The sequence below is a fragment of the Acidimicrobiales bacterium genome, assembly GCA_025455885.1.
In the GTDB taxonomy this organism is placed as follows: Bacteria; Actinomycetota; Acidimicrobiia; order Acidimicrobiales; family Acidimicrobilacustridaceae; genus Rhabdothermincola_A.
The window spans coordinates 143,573-163,246 of sequence record JALOLR010000004.1; the positions used below are offsets into that span (position 1 = coordinate 143,573).

Genomic DNA, 19,674 nt, shown 5'->3' on the forward strand with positions numbered 1-19,674 from the left:
ACCGCCAGCGACCGAGGGCGCTGTCGCACCGTGTCACCAGACTGGTGCGATGGGTTATCGAGGGAAGACGGTGGAGCGGGAGCGGGCGAGGGAGCTGCGCGCCGAGTCGTGGACCCTGGCCGAGATCGGCGCGGAGTTGGGGGTGGCGAAGTCCTCGGTCTCGGTGTGGGTTCGCGACGTCGACTTCACGCCTCGTCCCCGGAGCACGGCCCGCCGGCGCGGCCCCAATGTGCTCCAGCGCCGCAAGGCCGCGGAGATCGAACAGCTCCGCGAGGAGGGCCGTCGTCGGATCGGCCTGCTCAGCGAGCGCGAGTTCCTGGTTGCAGGAGCGGCGCTGTACGCCGGGGAGGGCTCACGGCGCGACGGGATGGTGGCGTTCGTCAACAGCGATCCGCGCATGGTCCTCTTCTTCTGCCAGTGGCTGCGGCGGTTCTTCGAGATCGACGAGTACCGCCTCCGCGCCCGTCTCCATCTCCACGAGGATCTCGACCTCGTCGCGGCCACTCGGTTCTGGTCGGACCTGTTGGCAATCCCCGTGAGTGGGTTCGGGGGCTCCGTACCGGTCAATACCGGCCGGTCGCTTCCGGTCGGTCAAGCATCCGATGGGGTGTCTCACCGTCCGCTACAGCTGCAGTCGGACGCATCGGGCCGTGATGGGCCTCACCGCGGCGCTGCTAGATTCCTGCTGTCCTTCCGGGGTAGCTCAGCTGGCAGAGCGCCGCACTGTTAATGCGATTGTCGTGGGTTCGAGCCCCACCCCCGGAGCCCCGCACGCCCCGAGCCCCTGAGGCCGGGGCGTCGTCGCGTCCCGGGTCCGGGCGGTCCCTCCCGAGCGGCGAGGTGGGGTGGCGAGGTGGGGCGGAAGGGAAGTGGGGTCGGACACGAGGTGTTGGCCGTCCCCGATGCAGGGGCTCCGTAGTGTGGGGCGGCACGGGGCGGTAGCTCAATGGTCAGAGCAGGCGACTCATAATCGCTCGGTCGTGGGTTCGATCCCCACCCGCCCCACCATGCTGTTCGTCCCGACATCGGACGCGATGTCGATCGGGCCTCGGCTCGTCCGCACTCACTCTCGCTGTGGGCCGATCGCCGGGGCGGGGGTGGGAGGAGGCGTGCCGTCGGGCGCTGACGTCTCAGCCCGTGAAGGCGGGGGTCGCCGGAACTGCGGCCGCAGGCGTCGTCGTCGGGGTCGTCGGTGTGGTCGGCACGGTGTTCCGGGCCACGGTGGCGAGCAGCTCGGCCACCACGTCGATGCGGAGCTCACCGAGCCCGCTCGCCAGGTCGTAGCCGATGGTGGCGTCGCAGCAGTCGACGGACTCGTAGATGCGGTTGTTGCCCTTCGTGATGTCGACGAACGCGGCGGCGTAGTCGGTCGGGTCGGCGGCGATGGCGTAGATCGCGTCGTTGAGCACCGTCGGCGGCGTCAGGCCCTCGGCCAGCAGACGGGAGCGGATCGACGCGAACGCGCCGGCGTAGAGCGGCGAGGCGAGGCTCGTGCCACCGTTGCCGAACCAGCAGTCGGCCGGGGTCTCGTTGACGCAGGAGCCGCTGGAGGCCAGGTTGAGGTAGCCCGGGTACCCCGCGAGGGCCGAGACGTCGGGGAGGCCCCGTGTCGGAAGGGTCGCCCCACCGGGCAGGTTGCCCTGAGAGGCGGGGGTCGGGAACGTCGAGAGACCCCCTCCACCAGAGGCGCAGTTCTCGCCTCCGCTGGTGGTGACATCGCCCGGGCTCTCGTTCCACACCGAACCCTCACCGAGGGGGTTCGCGTCCTCGATCTCCGTGCCGCCCACGGCGGTCGTCCATCGTGATGCTGCCGGGTACCGCATGTCCGGCCCCGCCAGCGCCGTGTCACAGACCGGGTGGTTGGAGCAGCCCGAGGGTCCTGCGTCCCCTGCGGCGTGGAAGAACCACGTCCCCGCCTCGGCGAGCGCCTGGAGGGCCGTCTCGGTGTCCTCGATCTCCGCGGTGGTCCACTGCGGCTGGCAGTCCCCGAAGCTGAGCGACACCACATCGGGCCGCCGGCCGCCGGTGTAGACCCCCGACCGAACACGGTCGAGGATGTCGGCGAGCACCTCCTGCTCGTTCTGGTCGCTCACCAGGACGTAGAGCTGATCGAGCCCGGGGGCGCCGGCGATCATGGCGTAGGCGTCGCCCTGCGCCTCACCGAAGCACCCCGGTTCGCCGGTTCCGCCGCAGGGCGAGGGCGGCAGTGGGACCGAGGCGCCGAGCACGCCCGTCTGGGTGATCGGTGGACCGTCGACGCCGAGGCAGGCCTTCCACTGGTCCAGTGCCTCGATGTCCACGGACTGATCGAACTCGATGAGGACCGCCGTCTGGCCGCGACCGTCGTAGCCGGCGTCGAGCAGCGGTTGGATGCCGTAGCGCTCGCGCAGTGCCTGGGGGGTGAGGGAGTCGGCTACGAAGGACGGGGGTGGCGTCGTGCACTCGACGGCGGCGGGGGCCGCGGCGCCCGCACTGGGGGAGACCGGCGGTGCGATCACGGGGAGGGTCGCGGCGATCACGGCTGCGGCGAGGAGCACAGCCCATCGGCGCGTCCTGCGGCTGGCGATCCCTGACGGTTCGGCGCCGCCGCCCCGGTGCTGCCCTGCGTGAAGGCCCCGTTCCGAGCTGGACGACATGCGTTTCCCCCTGGTGCCGAAAGCGAGCGGTCGCCGACAGTAACTCTCGTGGCGGGTGAACGTCGGCTGGCGCAGCCCGGCGAGGGCAGCCCGCCCGATGGTCCTTCCTGTGGCACTGGGGACCGACGCCCGCGCCATCGGCGCCCCCAATGGCGCTCGGTTCGTTCTTCGTCGCGCCAGCCTGTGCGCGGTGGTTGGTTCGTGGGATGACTCAGCTCGTGTCCGGCGTGAACAGAGCGAGGGCGGGGTCGGGTGTGGATCGTCGGTGTGGCGGTTGGCCCGGGTCGGCCGGCGACCGACCGGCCCGGGCCCGTCGGCGCTCAGTGTCGGGGCGGCCGGCCGTCGGGGCGTCCGGGGGCCCGTCGGGGGGACGTCCGTTCCGGGGGTGGCTCTCGACGGCGCTGGCCCCGGTGGGGTGGGTGGCGAGGAGGGCGCCGTTGGGATCACCGGACAGCGCCCAACCGCCCTCGTGGACGAGGTGGTGGTGGTGCCAGCACAACATGGTGAGATTGCCCATGGTGGTGGGCGACGGCCAGTGGGCGATGTGGTGGGCGTGGAGGAACCGCGTGGCGGTGCAGTTCCCGAACCGGCAGCGTCCGTCGCGGTGCACGAGCGCGCGGCGTAGGCCGGGGCTCACGGTTCGGCTGGTGGTCCCCACGCCGACGGCGACGCCGGAGCGGTCCTGGACCACCACTTCGATCCGGCTGTCGCACAGCAGCCGGCGGGCGGTCTCGGTGGCGAGGGGCTGGCCCGTCTCGAGTTCGGCGGTGGCACCGGGGTCGTCGTCGCAGATGGCGGCGAGCTCGACGACGGCGACGACGGTGGCCCGGTCGGGATCGGCGTCGCCGGCGAGGGTGGCGCCGGCGAGGGCCATCAGCCCGTCGGCGCGCCGCTGATCGGGGGTCACGTTCGCATCGGTGTGGGGGGCACGTGGGGGCATGGCTCGTTCGATGGCGGTGAGGAGGCGGGCGCCTTCGTCGGTGGGGACCGACCCCCGGAAGCGCATCTCCAGCCCGTCGATCCAGGTGTGGAAGTGCCGTGCCGCCTGCGCGGCACGGTGATCGGCGGCACCCGGGCGGCGCGTCTTGGCGGCGTGACGTGACAGCACCCCGACGGGGAGGTGGGGAGCTTGGGCGGCCCACCCGGTGTCGGTGCCGGCCACCCGAGCGAGCTCGGCGGCGGGGCGGGCCTGATCGGCGGTCAACGACCCGCTCGCCGCGGCGTCGGCCAGCTTCGGGAGCTCCGCCAGGTCGCGACCCAGGCGCAGGCGGTCGTTCGCGGCCTTGCGACTGATCCCGAGGTTGTTCGCCGACCAGTCGGCGGCGTCACGGGATCCGTCGACGGTGAACGCGCGCCGTTCGTCGATCACGCCGAGCACCCGGCGTTGCTGGTGCTCCAACGCCGAGATCCCCCGTTGGAGACCTTCCGCCTCCGCCCGTAGCCCGTCGCCGTCCAAGCGCTCCCACTCGAGATCATCGACCCCGAAATGGGCTCCCGCTGCGCCCAGCAGCGACTCGACCAGCGCCGCCGAACGAGCGGCGCCCGACGGCATCGACACGGCACCTGCGGACGGGCTGCTCGGCGTGGTGGTGGCTTCCCCGACGGCCATGGCCGTGCTCCTCGATCTCCGACGATCAACAGGCGGGCACCGGCAGTGGGCGGCGCCGAGAGGGGAAGTGATCGAACTCTAGTACGTCGTACTGATGTTCGCAACCTCCTTCTCGGAGGGACGACTGGGGAGCTCGGGGGACCGCGGGTCGCGGGTCCGAGAGCACGGCACGGCGGTGGATCGGATCGTGGTGAACTTCGACCCGGCCTTCACCCCGCCCGGCTGAGCGCCGCGGTCGAGGCGCTCGAGCGCAGGGTGAGGGTCACGATCGCCGCCGCCAGCGAGCCGGCGGCCATGAGGCCCACCGTGGCCGACAGACCGATCCATCCCTGCAGGACCGGGAACAGCAGCGTCACCACCACCGCGCCCGCCTTGCCGGCCGCCGCGCCGAACCCGGCGCCCGTGGCGCGGATGCGCGTCGGGAAGACCACGGCCGGCATCAGGAACGTCGTCGAGTTCGGCCCCAGGTTCTGGAAGAAGTTCGAGATGGCGAAGCCCGCGAAGGCCAGCAGGAAGTAGTCGTCGGCCCCGCCCGGCAAGCCCGCAGCCAATGCGAGCATGCCGAGCCCGACGGTCATGGCGAGGAAGCCGGTGACCTGGAGCCGGATGAAGCCCACCCGGTTGATCAACACGAGCGCCCCGACGAACCCGGCCACGAGGAACAGGTCGGCGAACGCCGTCCCCCGCAGCGAGCTGATCTCGTGGCCGATGAACGAGTCGGTGTCGGTCACGATGATCGCCGCCAGGATCGTCGGCGTGAACACCCCGATGCCGTACACGACGATGTCCATGAGGAACCAGGGGACGCTCGTCAGCGCGGTCCGGCGGCGGAACGTCTCGGTGAAGAGGGTGCGCCACCCGGCCGGCTCCCGCTCGGGTCGGGGGGCGGCGTCGGCGGCGTTGGCGACGCCGGCGGACGTGACGGTGCGACCGAGGAAGCGGGACACGACGCGCAGCGCCTCCGGGCGCGAGCCCTGGTCGAACAGCCAACGAGGGCTCTCGGGGACACCGATCCGGGCCACGACGATCGCGCCGGCGAGCACCGCCCCGGCCCCGAAGATCCACCGCCAGGCCGACACCGACTCGGTGGCGTTGACCACCACGAGTCCGAGGGCGACGCCGATCAGCGAGCCGACGGCCTGGAAGCTGATCACCCCGACGAGCATGCGGTTGCGGTGCCGCCTCGGGGCGATCTCGGCCGCGTAGCTGGAGCTGAGCGGGTAGTCCGCCCCGATGGCGACCCCGAGCAGGAACCGGAAGGCGATGAGGGACCAGGCGTCCCAGGCGAACGCCGACGCCAGGGCGAACACGACGAACATGATCAGGTCGACGGTGAACAGGAGTCGGCGGCCGAGCCGGTCCGAGAGCGGGCCCGCCACCAGCGCCCCCACCACCGAGCCGGCCACCGCAGCCGAGGCGATCAGTCCCTGTTGCAGGGTGGTGGTGTCGAGGTCCCTGGCGATCAGCGGGAGGCACACGCCGACCACGAAGAAGTCGAAGCCGTCGAGCATCACGCCGAGAGCCGCCACCAGCCACACCCGGATGTGGAGCCGGGTCAGCGGCGCCTCGTCGAGCAGCTCGTCGACGGTCGCCACGCCGGGGAGTGTGGCCGGTGACGGCATCGACAGGATCGGTGCTCGGTGACGAAGGGCTGAATCCTCGATGAACAGTTCCAGATCCCCCTTGACTCCGATAGCCGAGAAACGGATTTTCCTCCCATGCGGCGAACACTTCTCCCGACCCTCGTGGTACTCGTGATGCTGGCGTCCTGTGGCTCGGACTCCGGGACGGCCACCCCAACCCCCGGAGACACCACCCCGACCTCGCAGCCGCCCGGCTCGGCCTCACCGGAGTTCTGTGACGCGTACAACTCGTTCGCCCAGGCCCCGACCGGCCTCATCATCGCCAACGACGTCGGAGGGGTCATCGGATTCTTCCAGGATCGCGCCGGCGCGATGCTCGACGTCGCTCCTGACGAGGTCACCGCAGCATTGGAGGAGATCATCGCCTACGACGCCACCGGCGTGACCGACCTCGCCGCCGCCGAATCGGCGTTGGAGCAGCCCCTCGAGGTGGTCCGGACGTTCGGCACCACCAACTGCCCGCGGCAGCGCGTTGTCGAGCCGACCTTCACCTTCGACCGCGGCGAGGGCAGCGGGCAGAGCAGCGTCTTCTTCGTGACCGGGGAGTGCCCCGATGGGTCGTTCCCCTCCGATGTGAGCTGGACGAATCCGCTCGCCCGCTCCGAGACGACAGCGCTCGATCTCGGAGGGGGCTCCTACTCCCTGGCGATCCCGTTGCAGGACGGTGCTGATCCCAACTCTCCGGCCGTCCTGGCGGAGACCGGCATCCCCGACACTGTCTTCGGCACCTGCTGACGGCGAACCCCGTCGGTCAGGACGGGCGCCCCGCGGCCGCTCAGCCGGTGAACCCGGGCGTCACGACGACCGCGGCGGCCGGAGGCGCCGTGGTCGGCGGCGCCACCGGCACCGTGTTCCGCGCGGCGACGAGCAGGCCGGCCGTCACGTCGATGTGCACCTCCCCGAGCCCGCCGGCGGGGTGGTAGCCCTCGCCGGTGTCACAGCCGTCGACCGACTTGTAGATGCGGTTGTTCACCTCCGTGACGTCCACGAACGCAGTCGCGTCGCGGGCCGGGTCGGCGGCGACGGCGTAGAGGGCGTCGTTCGGCATGGTCACGACGACATGATCACCGCGCCCGGCTCGGTCGGCTCGTCGCGGGCGATGCTCTCGAGCAGCGGCCCGAGCCAGTCCCCGAGCGGTCGGCCGGACGTCCTCGTCCAGTGGATCCCGTCGGGTCGCTCGGTGAGGTCGAGCTCACCCTGAGGTCGTGCCGCCATGTGCCCGGCGAGGTCGACGACCCGTGAACGCGGGCGGGTGGCGGCCACCTCGACGAAGAGCTCGTTCAGGCGTGCCATGCGGGCGGGGTCGGACTCGGGGAACGGGCCCGGGAGCTGCTCGGTGATGCCGCTGCGGATGGCCGGATGGGTGAGCAGGACCACGGTGGAGCCCTGGCCCTGGAGGACGTCGATGGCGTAGGTGATCTCCTGGCGCATGAACCGGTCGTAGACCGGGTCGCCGAGGGTCCGCCACTGGTCGTCGCCAGGGAGCTTGCGGTCGACGACGTCCCAGGTCCCGGCCATGAGCACCACGACGTGCGGTCGCTTCGCGGCGAGGTGCGCGGCCCAGGTGTCGCGCATCTGGTTGCAGCCCTCGGAGATCTCGGTCTCGCGCTCGACGAACCTCCACGAGCCCCCGCGACCGGTGCCGCAACCCAGCTCGGCGTTGTTCCAGACGAGGGTGTTGCCCGTGCTCTGCGACCAGCCCTGGATCCCCAGACCGAGCGAGGCCATGACCGAATCGCCGACGAGGAGCACCCGCAGCTTCTCGCCGGGGCGTTGTATCGGAGGGTCGGGCAACGGCGGTGCGGGGCTCGTCCCGTCGGGCAGGGGCGCGGGAGGTGTCGTGGCCGGCACGGTGGCGGGAACGGTGGGCGCACTCGCTTCGGCCGCGACGAACTCCGGGATCTCCGGCTGCTCCTCGGCGGCGAAGGAGATCCGGTCGTCCAACGGTGTCGGCGTCGCGACGCGGATGATCCCCAGCAGGACGAGGGCCACGGCGACGGGCGCCACGACGAACGGATGCCACCCCCGAACCAGGCGGCCCGCCCGGATGGGCTCCTCGATCAGGCGATAGGAGAGCACCGCAGCCCCGAGGGTCACGCCCATGCGCAGCCCGAACAGCGGCACCTCCGAGAGCCCCGTGCGGGCCGGGGTGAGCCACAAGAAGATGGGCCAGTGGTACAGGTAGGCCCCGTAGGAGATCCGACCCAGCCACCGCAGCCCGGTGGTGGAGAACATCCGCCGAAGTGGGCCGGCCTCCACCGCCGCCACGATGAGTAGCGTCGACAAGAGGGCGTAGCCGGCGAGGCCACCTCGATACAGCCAGGCGTCGGTCTGCGCGGCGGTGTGCCACAACCAGACGACAGCGATCGAGGCGATGGCCCCGGCAACGGTCACGGCGATCGTCGCCCGCCCGTGGTCGAGGGCGCGACGCGTGACGGGGAGGGCCACCACGATGGCCAGCAGCGCTCCGAGGAGGAGCTCCGCCGCCCGCGAGAAGGTGTTGTAGTAAGCGGCATCGATGCTGGACTCGGCCAAGGACGCGGTGAGGGCGACCGAGGCCACCGTGCCGATCGCGAGCAGGCCTGCGAGGAGCCGACGTGAGCCCTTGGCGAGGGCCAGGCATCCGGCCACCACCAGCGGGAACACGAGGTAGAACTGCTCCTCGATGGCCAGCGACCAGAAGTGCAGCACGGGCGACGGCGCCGCGAACAGCTCGGCGTACGACGCACCGTCGGCGATGAAGCGCCAGTTGGCCACGTAGAGGAGCGAGGCGATCATGTCGCCCCGGAGGTCCACCATCTGCGCGGGCGTGGCGACGGTGGCCGCGAACACCAGCACGCCCACGAGGCAGACGAGTGCCGCCGGCATGAGCCGACGGAAGCGACGTGCCCAGAAGCGCTTCAGCGCGACGGATCCGGTGCGGTGACGCTCGTGCAGCAGCAGCGTCGAGATCAGGAAGCCGGAGAGGGTGAAGAAGGTCGACACCCCGAGGAAGCCCCCGGAGGCCCACGAGAACCCACCGTGGAAGACCAGGACGGCCAGGACGGCGGCTCCACGCATCCCCTCGAGACCGGGCTGGAAGGCGAAGCCGCCGTGGGCTCCCGGTCCGGTCGGTGCGAGCGGGGGGCTCGAGCGCGGGGCCGACGACGCTGCACCGAGCTCGCTGAGGCTCGTGGTGGACACCGCAGGAGAGTACCGGCGCCTACGGCGAGGTACCGGCGCAGCCCCCGTCGGCCGGTGCTCCGCCGGGCCGGTCACGGCGGGCACCGGACCGGTAGCTCATGCCGCGCCGCGTCGGTGGACGACCGCGACCCAGGTCGGGGGGAGCGGTCCGGGGGCCAGCACGTCGCTGGCCCGCAGGAGGAAGGCCAGCACTTCGCGGGGCGCGGTGCCGTCCGGGAGCTCGAACACGAGGCCCCGCCGGGGGTGGTCGGCCAGGCGTCGCCACGAGGACGGGATCGTCAGCCCGGCGTCGACGAGCCGGTTGGCCGCGAAGCGCCCCGCGTCGTGCTGGATCCCGAGCGAGTCGGCCTCGTGACCGTGGCGGGTCGGCGGCCCGGGCACCCAGGTCGACACGGGCACGGTGATCCGCCGCGACGAGAGCCAGGCGAACATCCCCGACCGGCCCGGCGGCATCTCGGGGGCGTCGTCGGGATCGGTGCCCACCGCCTGGAGGTTCACCCACCCGCTGCGGTCACGGGCCAGGTCGTCCATCACCCCGAGCAGCTCGTCGGGCGCACCCCGCTCGAAGCGCACCACTTGCGGCTCCGGGCTCACGGCCGGTCGCTCCGGGGCGGGCTCACACCTCGCCGAGCCACGCCGGCGCCCGATCGAGCAGGTACGAGCTCACGTCGTGGCAGCGATCGAGGGTGTCGCAGAGCTGCTCCTGGCCGAGGTAGATCCGATCGAGCCCGACCTCCAGCCGGGCCACGATCGTGAGGCTGCGCTCGGCGGCGTCGGTCACGCTGGCGAAGGAGTCGATGGCCGAGACCTCGAGGGGGAGGTCCGGCCCGCCGAGGCCGGCGAGCTCGGTGGCCAGGACCAACAGATCGGGTCCGTTGGGCAGCGGCGGGAGGACCCAGGTGAACACGAGCGGGAAGCTGAACCCGGTGACGGGGTCCTCGGTCTCGGGGACCTCCAGCATCTGGTCCTCGAAGCTCAGCATCACCCGGGGGTCGACCTCGAGCGACAGGTGCAGGTCGAGCGGTCCGCCGCACGCCTCCTCGGGGTGCAGGTCGACCTCCCACGCCTGGCGTAGCGAGTACGTCTCGACGAAGTGCCGCTCGTCGTGCACGTGGAACGCGTGGTCCACCGCGTGGTCCTTCAGGTCGGCGACGAAGCCGGGGACGTCGATGATGGCCAAGCGGGGGAGCTCCTGGGATGGACGGCGTCGTGGCTCGACGGCGAGCACACGACGTCAGCCTGCCACGACCCTCTGTCCGACGGCTACCGTCGGTCCGTGGACGACCAGTCGCTGCACGAGGTGCTCGACGAGGCGGCGACGGCCATCCGCGGCGTGCTGGGCGACCTCGACGACTGGGGCCCGGCCGGGACGCGCGCCGGGCAGTACCGGTCGGACCTCGCCGCCGACGCCGCAGCTCTCGAGGTGCTCGAGCGGGCCGGGCTCGGCGTGTTGTCCGAGGAGTCCGGTCGTCACCGTCCCGAGGCCCCGATCACCGTCGTCGTCGACCCGCTCGACGGCTCGACCAACGCCAGCCGCGGCATCCCCTGGTACGCCACCAGCCTCTGCGCCGTCGACCGCGACGGGCCCCGTGCGGCGCTCGTCATGAACCTGGCGACCGGGGAGCGCTTCGACGCGTGCCGGGGGTCGGGGGCCACTCGCGACGGCGAGCCCATCGGTCCCAGCACCACGACCGACCTGCGTCGGTCGGTCGTGCTCCTGTCGGGCTTCCCGTCGCGCTGGCTCGGGTGGAACCAGTACCGGGCCCTCGGCGCCTGTGCCCTCGACCTGTGCGCGGTGGCCAGCGGCGCCGTCGACGCCTACGTGGACTGCAGCGTGAACGCCCACGGGTCGTGGGACTACCTCGGCGGGCTGCTGGTCTGCCGGGAGGCCGGTGCGGTCGTCGTCGACGGCGACGATCGCGACCTGGTGGCCCTCGACCACGACGCCCGCCGCACGCCCGTCGCCGCCGCCACCCCCGAACTGCTGGACGAGCTCCTCCACGCTCGCCGCTCGGCGGGCTGAGTCCGATGCCGCCCGTCCCCGCACGTTCGTGGCGTCGCCGGGCGCTCGGGGCGTTCGCGCACCTCCCTCACGGTGTGCGCCAGTGGCTCGTCCGCCTCGTCGTCCCCTCCTACTCCGTGGGCGGGTTGTGCGTCGTCGAGCGCGCCGACGGTCGGGTCCTCCTCGTCCGCCACGCGTACCGGCCCCGCTGGGGGTTGCCGGGCGGTTTCCTGAAGCGCGGGGAACGGCCCGCCGACGGCGCCCGTCGGGAGATCCTCGAAGAGGTCGGCCTCGAGGTCGACCTGGTCGGCGAGCCCAGCGTGGTGGTCGCCCCCCGTTGGCGTCGCGTCGACGTCGTGTTCCGGGCCCGGCCCACCGACGAGGGCCGGGCCGACGGGGTGCGAGCGGCGTCGTTCGAGATCCAGGAGGCCCGCTGGTTCGGCCGGGACGCCCTCCCCGAGCTCCAGGAGGAGGCCGCCGAGGCCATGATCGCCCTGGCCCGGGTGGCCGGCGACTCGTTGCGAGGTAGGCCCCGGCCCACCTTCGGCGGATCGCCCCACGAGGAGCGGGACTGACGTGGACGACGGCTACGAGGTGATCGACGACGGCGTCACCCGCTGGCGCTTCGACCGGGCGTTCCTCACCTCCGACTGGACCTGCATCTGGGGCCGGGGGTGCCTCGGCATCCTCGACGAGCCCGCCGAGCACCTCGGCCAGGGGTGCTGCTCGATCGGGGCGGAGCTCGGTGACGAGGACGAGGCCCGACTCGTCAGCGCGATGGCGGCGATGGTCCCGTCGGAGCTGTTCCAGTTCCACGACGCGGCGCGCACCGGCGGCGTCTTCGCCGACGGGTCCCGCTCGGCCACCCGGGTCGTCGACGGGGCGTGCATCTTCCTCAACCGGCCGGGGTTCGAGGGCGGAGCCGGTTGTGCCCTGCACCTCGCGGCGCTCGCCGACGGCGAATCGCCCGTCGACTGGAAGCCGTCGGTGTGCTGGCAGCTCCCGCTCCGCGTCGACTGGGAGCCGCTCGACGGAGGTCGCGAGCAGGCCACCGTCCGACGGTGGACCCGGGCCGACTGGGGTGACGACGGCGAGTCGATGGCGTGGGTCTGCACCGAGGGCACGCAGGCGTACCGCGGCGAGGAACCGGTGGTCGACTCGCTGGCCGAACCGTTGGCCGTGATCGCCGGCGACGAGGTCTACGTCGAACTGCGCGCCCGCCTGACGCCGCGCTGAGCCCCGCCGCGAGCGTCGGCGGGTCGGCGGTGGTCCGAGCCCGACTCGAACGGGCGACCTTTGCCTTGTAAGGGCACTGCTCTGACCAACTGAGCTACCGGACCGCGGTCGGCCAGTCTCGCACCTCGGCCGCGGATCCGGTCACGACGCCCGCCAGCACTGCAGCGGCGTGAGGTCCCGCGGCCCGGCGAAGGGCACCTCGACCTCCGCACCCCCGCGCCCCGCGGAGGTGTAGGCCGCCATGACCACGTCGAGCACCCCCCGGCCGAAGCGGGCGTCGCACCACGACGGCGAGCCCCCCGCCGCCCGCCCCAGTGCCCGGAGCTGGTCGACGTAGCCGAGCTGCTCGAGGCGGGGATCGGCTCCCGGTGTGGTCGGATCGAGCGTCACCGGCTCGCCGTCGCGCTCCAGCACCACGTCGGGCATCAGCTCGGCGCGCACGACGCCGGTGTCGCCGGCCGCCTGCAGGTCCCACTCGCTGGTGGGGTGGCGCCAGCTGCACTCCACGACCGCCACCAGCGACGACTCGAACCGGAGCCGGACCACGGCGTGCTCGTCGACCATCCGGTCGCCGCGTTCCAGCGTGGCGCTCACCGCCACCAGCGCGTCGTCGCCGGCGACGAGCAGGGCGACGGCCAGCGGGTGGACCCCGAGGTCGAACAGCACGCCGCCGCCCCACGACGGGTCGAGGAACCCGCCCCACTCCGGTGCGGGCTGGAGGGCGCGCACACCGAGGTGGCGCAACGGCCCGAGCCCGCGGGCGAGGGCCGCGGCCCTCGCCACCACCGGTGAGAAGGCGAGGTTCTCGGCGTACACGACGGCGCCCCCGGTGCGGTCGGCGGCCTCCACGATGGCGTCGGCGCCGGCCAGCGTCGTGGCCAGGGGCTTCTCGACCAGCACGGCCGCGCCGGCCTCGAGCGCACGCACGGTGTCGCCGGCGTGGCAGGCCGGGGGAGTGGCCACCACCACGGCGTCGGCACCGGCGGGGAGCTCGTCGTAGGTGACCGCCCGGCTGCGCAGCTGCCCCGCCCGTTCCGCGGCACGCGCCGCAGAGCGCGAGGCGACGGCCACCACCCGCACGGACGCCAGCGGCGCCGCCATCCCGTGGACGACGCTGATCATCCCCGCGCCGCACAGCGCCAGGGACGGCCGATCGGCGCTCACGTCGGCCACCCTACGCGCGACACCTGGACCGGGGGGTCTGCCCGGTAGCCTCGGAGAGGTGCGAAAGGTCCTGATGTTCGTCGTCACGATCGTGGCGACCGGCGGCCTCCTGGCCGGAGCGGTGGTCCTGGCGGGCCCTCAGCTCGCGGCCATCGCCTCCGCCGGATCGGGTGACCCCCAGGAGCTCGACCTCGACGCCTTCGGCGACTACGCCGTCCGCTCCCAGGTGTTCGCCTCCGACGGCACCCTCCTCGCCACCCTCCACGGCGACGAGAACCGCGAGCCGATCGCCCTCGCCGACGTCCCCCAGCCCGTCGTGCAGTCCATCCTCGCGATCGAGGACGCCGAGTTCTACCAGCACCGGGGCGTCAACGCCCGGGCCCTGGCCCGCGCCCTCGTCGAGAACGTCTCCGCCGGCGGTGTCGAGCAGGGCGGCTCGACCATCACCCAGCAGCTGGTCAAGAACGCCCTGTTGACCAACGAGCGGAGCCTCGAGCGCAAGACCCGCGAAGCCGTCCTCGCCCTGCGCCTCGAGCAGGAGATGACCAAGGACGAGATCCTCGAGACCTACCTCAACACCGTGTACTTCGGGTCCGGCGCCTACGGCGTCCAGGCCGCCGCCGAGACCTACTGGGGTCGCAACGTCCAGGAGCTCAGCTGGGCCGAAGGGGCGATGCTGGCCGCCCTCATCTCGAACCCGGTCGCCTACGACCCCACGCTGTACCCCGAGGAAGCCACCGCCCAGAGGGCCATCGCCGTCGACCGCCTCGTCTCGCTCGGCCTGTTGAGCCGGGACGACGCCGACTACATCTCCTACTTCCCGGTCCCCACCGCCCGGTGCGGGATCGAGACGCCCGACCGTCCGGAGTGGTGCGGCGAGGTGGCGCTCACCGCGTCCGACGGCTACTTCGTCGAGTACGTCAAGCTCCAACTGCTCGCCGACGAGCGCCTCGGTGCCACCTACGCCGAGCGCTACAAGGCGGTGTTCGGCGGTGGCCTCGCCATCCACACCACGCTCGACCCAGCGGCGCAGTTCGCCGCCGAGGTGGCCCACGCCGAGGAGACCCCCGCCAACGACGTCGGTGTGACCTCGGCGTTCGTGGCGGTCGACCAGTCCACCGGCGCGGTGCGGGCGCTGGTCGGCGGGGCCGACTTCGCCACCGACAAGTTCGACATCGCCACCACCGACCCCGGGCGTCAGACCGGGTCGACGTTCAAGACCTTCGTCCTCCTCGAGGCGCTGGAGCAGGGTGCCCTGCCGTTCGACACGGTGAGCGGCACCATCACCATGACCGACCCCGGCACGCTCCAGCCCTACACCGTCACCGGCGCGGGTGGCACGCTCCAGTCGGTCCTCTCTGCGTCCTCCAACGCCGCCTTCGTGCGGCTGAACCAGGTGGTCGGACCCGAACGGGTGGTGGCCCGGGCCCGCTCCATGGGTGTCGACCTGCCCGACGGGTCGGAGAAGAAGCCCTCGCTGCCCCTCGGCGTCGCCGACACCACCCCCCTGGAGATGGCCACCGCATACGGGGCCATCCCCAACGGCGGCATCGAGAACCCCGCCTACTTCGTCGAGCGGGTCGAGAACCGCAACGGCGAGGTGCTCTTCTCGCACCGCCCCGAGGGGGTGCGGGTCATCAGCGAGCAGACCGCCTGCCTGGCCACCGACATCCTCGCCGGCAACGTGGAGGGCGGCACCGGCCGCAACGCCGCCCTGCCCGACCAGGTCTCGGGCGGGAAGACGGGCACCACCACGGGCCCCACCGACGTCTGGTTCGTCGGGTTCACCCCCTACCTCACCACCGCCGTCTGGATGGGCAACCCGAAAGAGGGCGGCACCGTGCGCACCGACCCCTCCGGCCGCGTCATCGGTGGTGGCACCTCGCTCTCCCAGCTGCCCGGCCGCCAGGCCTGGGGCTCCACCTATCCGGCCGCCATCTGGCAGCGCTTCAACGAGCTGTACCACGAGGACCGTCCCTCACGGCCCTTCCCCGACTGTGCGCCCCCCACCCGCAGCGGCCGTCCCCTCTCGGGCGCCAACGACCCCTTCGGCACGCTCAACGGGGGCTACGACCGCAGCGGTGTCGGCGTCATCAGCGGACCGATGAAGGGGAACACCGGACGGTCGAGCTCTTCGGGCACCCGGCCCACGTCGCCCACCACCACGGCGCCGTCCGCCGTCGACGGGGACGCCCCGGTTCCGGCGCCGGCCCCCGCGCCGGCCCCGGTGCCCGCGCCCGCACCGCCGCCCGGCTGAGATGAGCGATGCTGTCGCCATGACCGCCCTCGAGCGCCTGCTCGACCTGCAACGCCACGACACCGCCCTCGACCAGCTCCACCACCGCCACCGGACCCTCCCCGAACGGGCCCGTCGTGACGCGGCCGCCCGGTCCCGTGATGAACTGGCCACGACGACGGCGCCCGTCCGCGCCGAACGGGCCGAGCTGGGCAGCCGCCAGAGCCGTCTCGAGGACGAGATCGCCGGGCTCGGCGACAAGATCGCCCACGTCGACACCCAGCTCTACGGCGGCGCCATCACCTCACCGAAGGAGGCCCAGGCCCTCCAGGCCGATCTCGAGTCCCTCAACCGGCGCAGGACCCAGCTCGAGGACGAGGTGCTCGAGCTGATGGAGGAGGCCGAGCCGCTCGACGCCCGCCTCGCCGAGATCGATCGGGAGGACGCCGGGCTCGCCGCCGACCACGACGAGGCCGCCGCGGCGCTCGCCGACGCCGAACGCGAGCTCGAGGAGCGGATCGCCGAGCTCGACGCCGAACGGGCGGCGCTCGTCGACGGGCTCGACCCGGCCCTCGTGGCCGCCTACGAGGGGCTCCGTCCGCAGCACGAAGGTGTCGCCATTGCCCGCCTCCAGGGATCGACCTGCCAGGGCTGCCACCTCGGCCTGGCCGCGCTCGAGGTCGAGCGGCTTCGTCAGGAGCCGCCCGATGCCGTCGCGTTCTGCCCGGAGTGCGGCCGCATCCTCGTGCGATGATCCTCTGGTTCGCCGGGGTCAGCTTCGTCTTCGTGTGGTGGGTGTTCCGCAGCCCCGCCCTCGACTACCGGCTCGTGATGCTCGGCTCGGTCCTCCCGGTTGGCGAGGTGGTGCTCGGCGGACCACGGCTGCTGCACACCCTGTTGGCCCCGGTGGCCCTCCTCACCCTCGTGATGCTCACCACCCAGAAGCGCCGCCTCGTGCGGCGCCGCTGGATCGGGTTGCCGATCGGCCTGCTCATGCACCTCGTCCTCGACGGGATCTGGGCGCGGGCCGAGGTGTTCTGGTGGCCGCTGTTCGGATGGTCGTTCGGCGACGGCGGGCTCCCGGAGCTCGGGCGGCCAGCGGGTGTGATCGTGATCCTCGAGCTGATCGGGCTGGCCTGCCTGGTGTGGGTGTGGCGCACGTTCGACCTCGCCGACCCCGAGGTGCGCCGACGCTTCCTGACCACCGGGCGCCTCGAACGGGTCGTCGAACGACCGCCGACGTGTTGAGGGGCGAGGCATGCCGATGATCGTCGTGGTCCGGCACGGGCGCACCGACCACAACGCGACCGGGAAGCTGCTGGGCCGGATCGACGCCCCCCTCGACGAGACCGGGATCGGGCAGGCGCGCCTGCTCGCGGCCGCGGTCGGCCCGGTCGACCGGGTCATCTCGAGCCCGTTGCGGCGGACCCGTCAGACTGCCGAGGAATTCGGGCTGCCCGTCGAGGTCGACGAGGCGTGGATCGAGCTCGACTACGGCGAGCTCGACGGCCGTCCCCTCGCCGACGTACCGGCGGCCACCTGGGCGCAGTGGCGCGCCGACCCCGACTTCGCCCCGCCCGGCGGGGAGACGCTGCGCGCCCTGGGCGAGCGGGTGGGCGTCGCCCTCGACCGTCTGGCGGCCGAGGCCCGACCGGGTGACGGGACGACCGTGGTGGTCACCCACGTCTCGCCCATCAAGGCGGCCGTGGCCTGGGCCCTCGGCGCCGGTGACGAGACGTCCTGGCGGCTGTGGGTCGCCCCGGCGTCGATCAGTCGCATCCAGCTCACCGAGCGGGGCGGGGTGCTGCACACGTTCAACGAGGTGGCCCACCTCGGGACCGGCTGAGCGGTCGGTGACGCCCCGATCAGCGAGAATGGGACTCCGGGGCCGCAGTGGGGCAGGATGCCCCGGGAAGGGGGATCTCCGATGACGACCGCCGAGAAGGACCCGATCGCCGATTGGGCCACCGACTTCGACCACACCCACGCCGACTACGCCGCCGCGGCACCCGAGATCTGGGACGAACTGCGCGAGCGGTGCCCGGTGGCGCACACCGAACGCTTCGGTGGGGCCTGGCTGCCCACCCGCCACGCCGACGTCGTGGCCATCGCCCACGACACCGAGCACTTCAGCTCGGAGGGGGTGATCGTGAGCCCGTTCAAGCCCGAGGGCATCGCCCCCCGCGGCTACGCCCCCCCGATCACCTCCGACCCCCCGTTCCACGCCGGCGCCCGGCGCCTCCTCCTCCCTGCGTTCGCCCCGAAGGTCATCGCCCGCTGGGAGGACGCCACCCGCGCCGCCTGCCGTGAGCTCCTCGACGAGATGGACGCCCGCCCGGGCGACGTCGTCGACGCCGCCGTCGACTACGCGCAGCACATCCCCGTCCGGGTCATCGCCGAGATGCTGGGCGTCCCCCGTTCCGACGGCGACAAGTTCCGGGGCTTCATCCACCGGATCATGGAGACCCCGGGGGACGGTCTCGAGGGCCTCACCTACGAGGACACGCTCGACTACTACCTCCACCGGGTCGTCGACGACCATCGGGCGAACCCGCGAGACGACCTCGTCGGCTACCTGCTCGATGCCGAGATGGACGGCGAGCCCCTCACCGACGACCACGTCACGGGAACCATCGCCCTCCTCCTGATCGCCGGCATCGACACCACCTGGTCGGCGATCGGGGCCAGCCTCTTCCACCTCGCCACGAACCCTGACGACCGTCGGCGCCTGCTGGCCGAACCGGACCTCCTCCCGACAGCGGTCGAGGAGTTCCTCCGGTTCTACTCGCCGGTCACGATGGCTCGGATCGCGGCCACCGACGTCGAGGTCGGCGGCGCCCACATCCCCGAACGTGACTGGGTGCTGCTGTCCTTCCCCTCGGCGAACCGCGATCCCGAGGCCTTCGAGGACGCCGACCGTTTCGTCATCGACCGGGAGCGCAACCGCCACGTGGCCTTCGGCGTCGGCATCCACCGCTGCGCCGGCTCCAACCTCGCCCGACTCGAGCTCACGGTGGCCCTCGAGGAGTGGTTGGCCCGCGTCCCGGACTTCGAGCTCGACGATCCCGACGAGGTCTCGTGGTCGACCGGGCAGGTGAGAGGGCCTCGCCGACTGCCGGTCAGGGTCGCCCCGACGACGGAGGCGGTGTGATGCGGATCGTGTTCGACCGTGAGAAGTGCCAGGGGCACGGCCGGTGCTACGCACTCGCCCCGGACCTCTTCGACTCCGACGACGAGGGCTATGCGGTCGTCGTGCGGGCCGACGTCCCCGCCGAGCACGAGCGGGTCGCCCGGCTCGCCGCCGACAACTGCCCCGAGTACGCCATCACGATCGAGGGCTGAGCGTCGGCCGGCCGGCGGGGGTCCCGCGCCGTGCTCTCCGCGCCGATCTCGGCGAGGGTGACACCGGCGGGGTGCTCGGGCGTGATGAGCTGACGCCCATGACCTCCACCGCAACGCCCGTCGCACCCGACCGCACCCTCGCCCCCCGGGGACGCCGCAGGGGACGGGGACTGCTCGCCATGGCCGCCGTCGCCGCCGCGACGCTCCTGGCGGGATGCGGCGACACGGTGAGCAACGCCGTCGACGACGCCGTCAACCAGGTGGCCAGCGCCCCGGCCTGCGCGGCCATCGCCGCCGTCCAGGAGCAGCTCACCGGGCTGGAAGGGGCGCAGATCCCGCCCGACCAGCTCTCCCAGATCCAGACCGGGGCCAGTGTCGTGTCCACCGCCGTCGGCGCGCTCGGCGATCAGCTGCCCGCCGGGATCGGCGAGCAGCTCGACAGCGCCCAGCAGACCCTCGACACCGCGGTCGAGAACGCCGAGGGCACCGCCGAGGAGCGCCAGGCGGCGATCAGCGCGGCGGTCGCCGGGTACGCCGAGCAGCTCGACGGCGTGGCCGAGCAGCTGGGCTGCTGAGCCCGGGGTCCGGTCGGGTTCGTCGACTACCGCCCCGGAGATCGAGGC

At 72.6% G+C, this 19,674-nt stretch carries 19 protein-coding genes and 3 tRNA genes; 13 read left to right on the plus strand and 9 right to left on the minus strand.

Annotation, left to right across the window (positions count from 1 at the left end; translation table 11 throughout):
* The first annotated feature begins 692 nt into the window (after positions 1–692).
* Both MUE36_04970 and MUE36_04975 read left to right on the plus strand, forming a co-directional pair.
* Positions 693–765, plus strand: a tRNA-Asn gene (locus tag MUE36_04970).
* Positions 766–932: 167 nt separating this feature from the next.
* Positions 933–1,008, plus strand: a tRNA-Ile gene (locus tag MUE36_04975).
* 122 nt (positions 1,009–1,130) lie between these two features.
* On the opposite strand, the gene MUE36_04980 is transcribed toward MUE36_04975, so the two are convergent.
* The 3 genes from MUE36_04980 to MUE36_04990 form a co-directional block, all read right to left on the minus strand.
* A complete protein-coding gene (locus MUE36_04980) occupies positions 1,131–2,537 on the minus strand; it encodes a S8 family serine peptidase (GenBank protein ID MCU0310280.1) in 1,407 nt (468 codons plus the stop codon).
* Between the two features lie 310 nt (positions 2,538–2,847).
* Complete coding sequence (locus MUE36_04985; GenBank protein MCU0310281.1) at positions 2,848–4,245, minus strand: DUF222 domain-containing protein; 1,398 nt, start codon at positions 4,243–4,245, stop codon at positions 2,848–2,850.
* Between the two features lie 209 nt (positions 4,246–4,454).
* Positions 4,455–5,840, minus strand: coding sequence for an MFS transporter (locus MUE36_04990; GenBank protein MCU0310282.1), 1,386 nt, complete (start codon positions 5,838–5,840; stop codon positions 4,455–4,457).
* Positions 5,841–5,963: 123 nt separating this feature from the next.
* Between MUE36_04990 and MUE36_04995 the strand changes: the two genes are divergently transcribed.
* Entirely contained in the window at positions 5,964–6,623 is a 660-nt protein-coding gene (locus tag MUE36_04995; GenBank protein MCU0310283.1) for a hypothetical protein, read from the plus strand.
* Between the two features lie 40 nt (positions 6,624–6,663).
* Here the strand turns inward: MUE36_04995 and MUE36_05000 are convergent, their stop codons facing one another.
* From MUE36_05000 to MUE36_05015, 4 genes are all read right to left on the minus strand, one after another.
* Positions 6,664–6,942 (minus strand): hypothetical protein, encoded by a 279-nt coding sequence (locus tag MUE36_05000; protein MCU0310284.1) that lies wholly within the window; start codon positions 6,940–6,942, stop codon positions 6,664–6,666.
* Positions 6,939–9,071, minus strand: coding sequence for an acyltransferase (locus MUE36_05005; GenBank protein ID MCU0310285.1), 2,133 nt, complete (start codon positions 9,069–9,071; stop codon positions 6,939–6,941). Before MUE36_05005 ends, MUE36_05000 begins: the two co-directional genes overlap by 4 nt.
* Before the next feature lie 96 nt (positions 9,072–9,167).
* On the minus strand, positions 9,168–9,665 hold the full coding sequence (locus MUE36_05010) for a hypothetical protein (GenBank protein ID MCU0310286.1): 498 nt from the start codon (positions 9,663–9,665) through the stop codon (positions 9,168–9,170).
* Positions 9,666–9,687: 22 nt separating this feature from the next.
* Entirely contained in the window at positions 9,688–10,251 is a 564-nt protein-coding gene (locus tag MUE36_05015; protein ID MCU0310287.1) for a hypothetical protein, read from the minus strand.
* Positions 10,252–10,347: 96 nt separating this feature from the next.
* Here MUE36_05015 and MUE36_05020 point away from each other — a divergent pair, with 96 nt between their 5' ends.
* The 3 genes from MUE36_05020 to MUE36_05030 are packed head-to-tail and all read left to right on the plus strand — an operon-like array spanning position 10,348 to position 12,309.
* On the plus strand, positions 10,348–11,094 hold the full coding sequence (locus MUE36_05020; protein MCU0310288.1) for an inositol monophosphatase: 747 nt from the start codon (positions 10,348–10,350) through the stop codon (positions 11,092–11,094).
* Positions 11,095–11,099: 5 nt separating this feature from the next.
* On the plus strand, positions 11,100–11,648 hold the full coding sequence (locus tag MUE36_05025; GenBank protein MCU0310289.1) for an NUDIX domain-containing protein: 549 nt from the start codon (positions 11,100–11,102) through the stop codon (positions 11,646–11,648).
* A gap of 1 nt (position 11,649) precedes the next feature.
* Positions 11,650–12,309 (plus strand): hypothetical protein, encoded by a 660-nt coding sequence (locus MUE36_05030; GenBank protein MCU0310290.1) that lies wholly within the window; start codon positions 11,650–11,652, stop codon positions 12,307–12,309.
* A 30-nt stretch (positions 12,310–12,339) separates the two neighbouring features.
* Here MUE36_05030 and MUE36_05035 read toward each other — a convergent pair.
* A tRNA-Val gene (locus MUE36_05035) sits at positions 12,340–12,413 on the minus strand.
* A 37-nt stretch (positions 12,414–12,450) separates the two neighbouring features.
* Positions 12,451–13,473, minus strand: coding sequence for a Gfo/Idh/MocA family oxidoreductase (locus tag MUE36_05040; GenBank protein MCU0310291.1), 1,023 nt, complete (start codon positions 13,471–13,473; stop codon positions 12,451–12,453).
* Positions 13,474–13,531: 58 nt separating this feature from the next.
* Between MUE36_05040 and MUE36_05045 the strand changes: the two genes are divergently transcribed.
* From MUE36_05045 to MUE36_05075, 7 genes are all read left to right on the plus strand, one after another.
* Positions 13,532–15,730 carry a transglycosylase domain-containing protein gene (locus MUE36_05045; protein MCU0310292.1) on the plus strand — a complete coding sequence of 733 codons (2,199 nt, stop codon included), beginning with the start codon at positions 13,532–13,534 and terminating at the stop codon, positions 15,728–15,730.
* Positions 15,731–15,749: 19 nt separating this feature from the next.
* Positions 15,750–16,463 (plus strand): C4-type zinc ribbon domain-containing protein, encoded by a 714-nt coding sequence (locus MUE36_05050; GenBank protein MCU0310293.1) that lies wholly within the window; start codon positions 15,750–15,752, stop codon positions 16,461–16,463.
* Positions 16,460–16,957: a hypothetical protein gene (locus tag MUE36_05055; protein MCU0310294.1), complete on the plus strand. Its 498-nt coding sequence runs from the start codon at positions 16,460–16,462 to the stop codon at positions 16,955–16,957. The genes MUE36_05050 and MUE36_05055 overlap by 4 nt, the downstream gene beginning before the upstream one ends.
* 10 nt (positions 16,958–16,967) lie before the next feature.
* Complete coding sequence (locus MUE36_05060) at positions 16,968–17,555, plus strand: histidine phosphatase family protein (GenBank protein ID MCU0310295.1); 588 nt, start codon at positions 16,968–16,970, stop codon at positions 17,553–17,555.
* An 81-nt stretch (positions 17,556–17,636) separates the two neighbouring features.
* Positions 17,637–18,860, plus strand: a complete 1,224-nt coding sequence (locus tag MUE36_05065; protein MCU0310296.1) for a cytochrome P450 — start codon at positions 17,637–17,639, stop codon at positions 18,858–18,860.
* Positions 18,860–19,051 (plus strand): ferredoxin, encoded by a 192-nt coding sequence (locus MUE36_05070; GenBank protein ID MCU0310297.1) that lies wholly within the window; start codon positions 18,860–18,862, stop codon positions 19,049–19,051. Before MUE36_05065 ends, MUE36_05070 begins: the two co-directional genes overlap by 1 nt.
* A 98-nt stretch (positions 19,052–19,149) precedes the next feature.
* Positions 19,150–19,626, plus strand: coding sequence for a hypothetical protein (locus tag MUE36_05075; GenBank protein ID MCU0310298.1), 477 nt, complete (start codon positions 19,150–19,152; stop codon positions 19,624–19,626).
* Positions 19,627–19,674 lie beyond the last annotated feature (48 nt).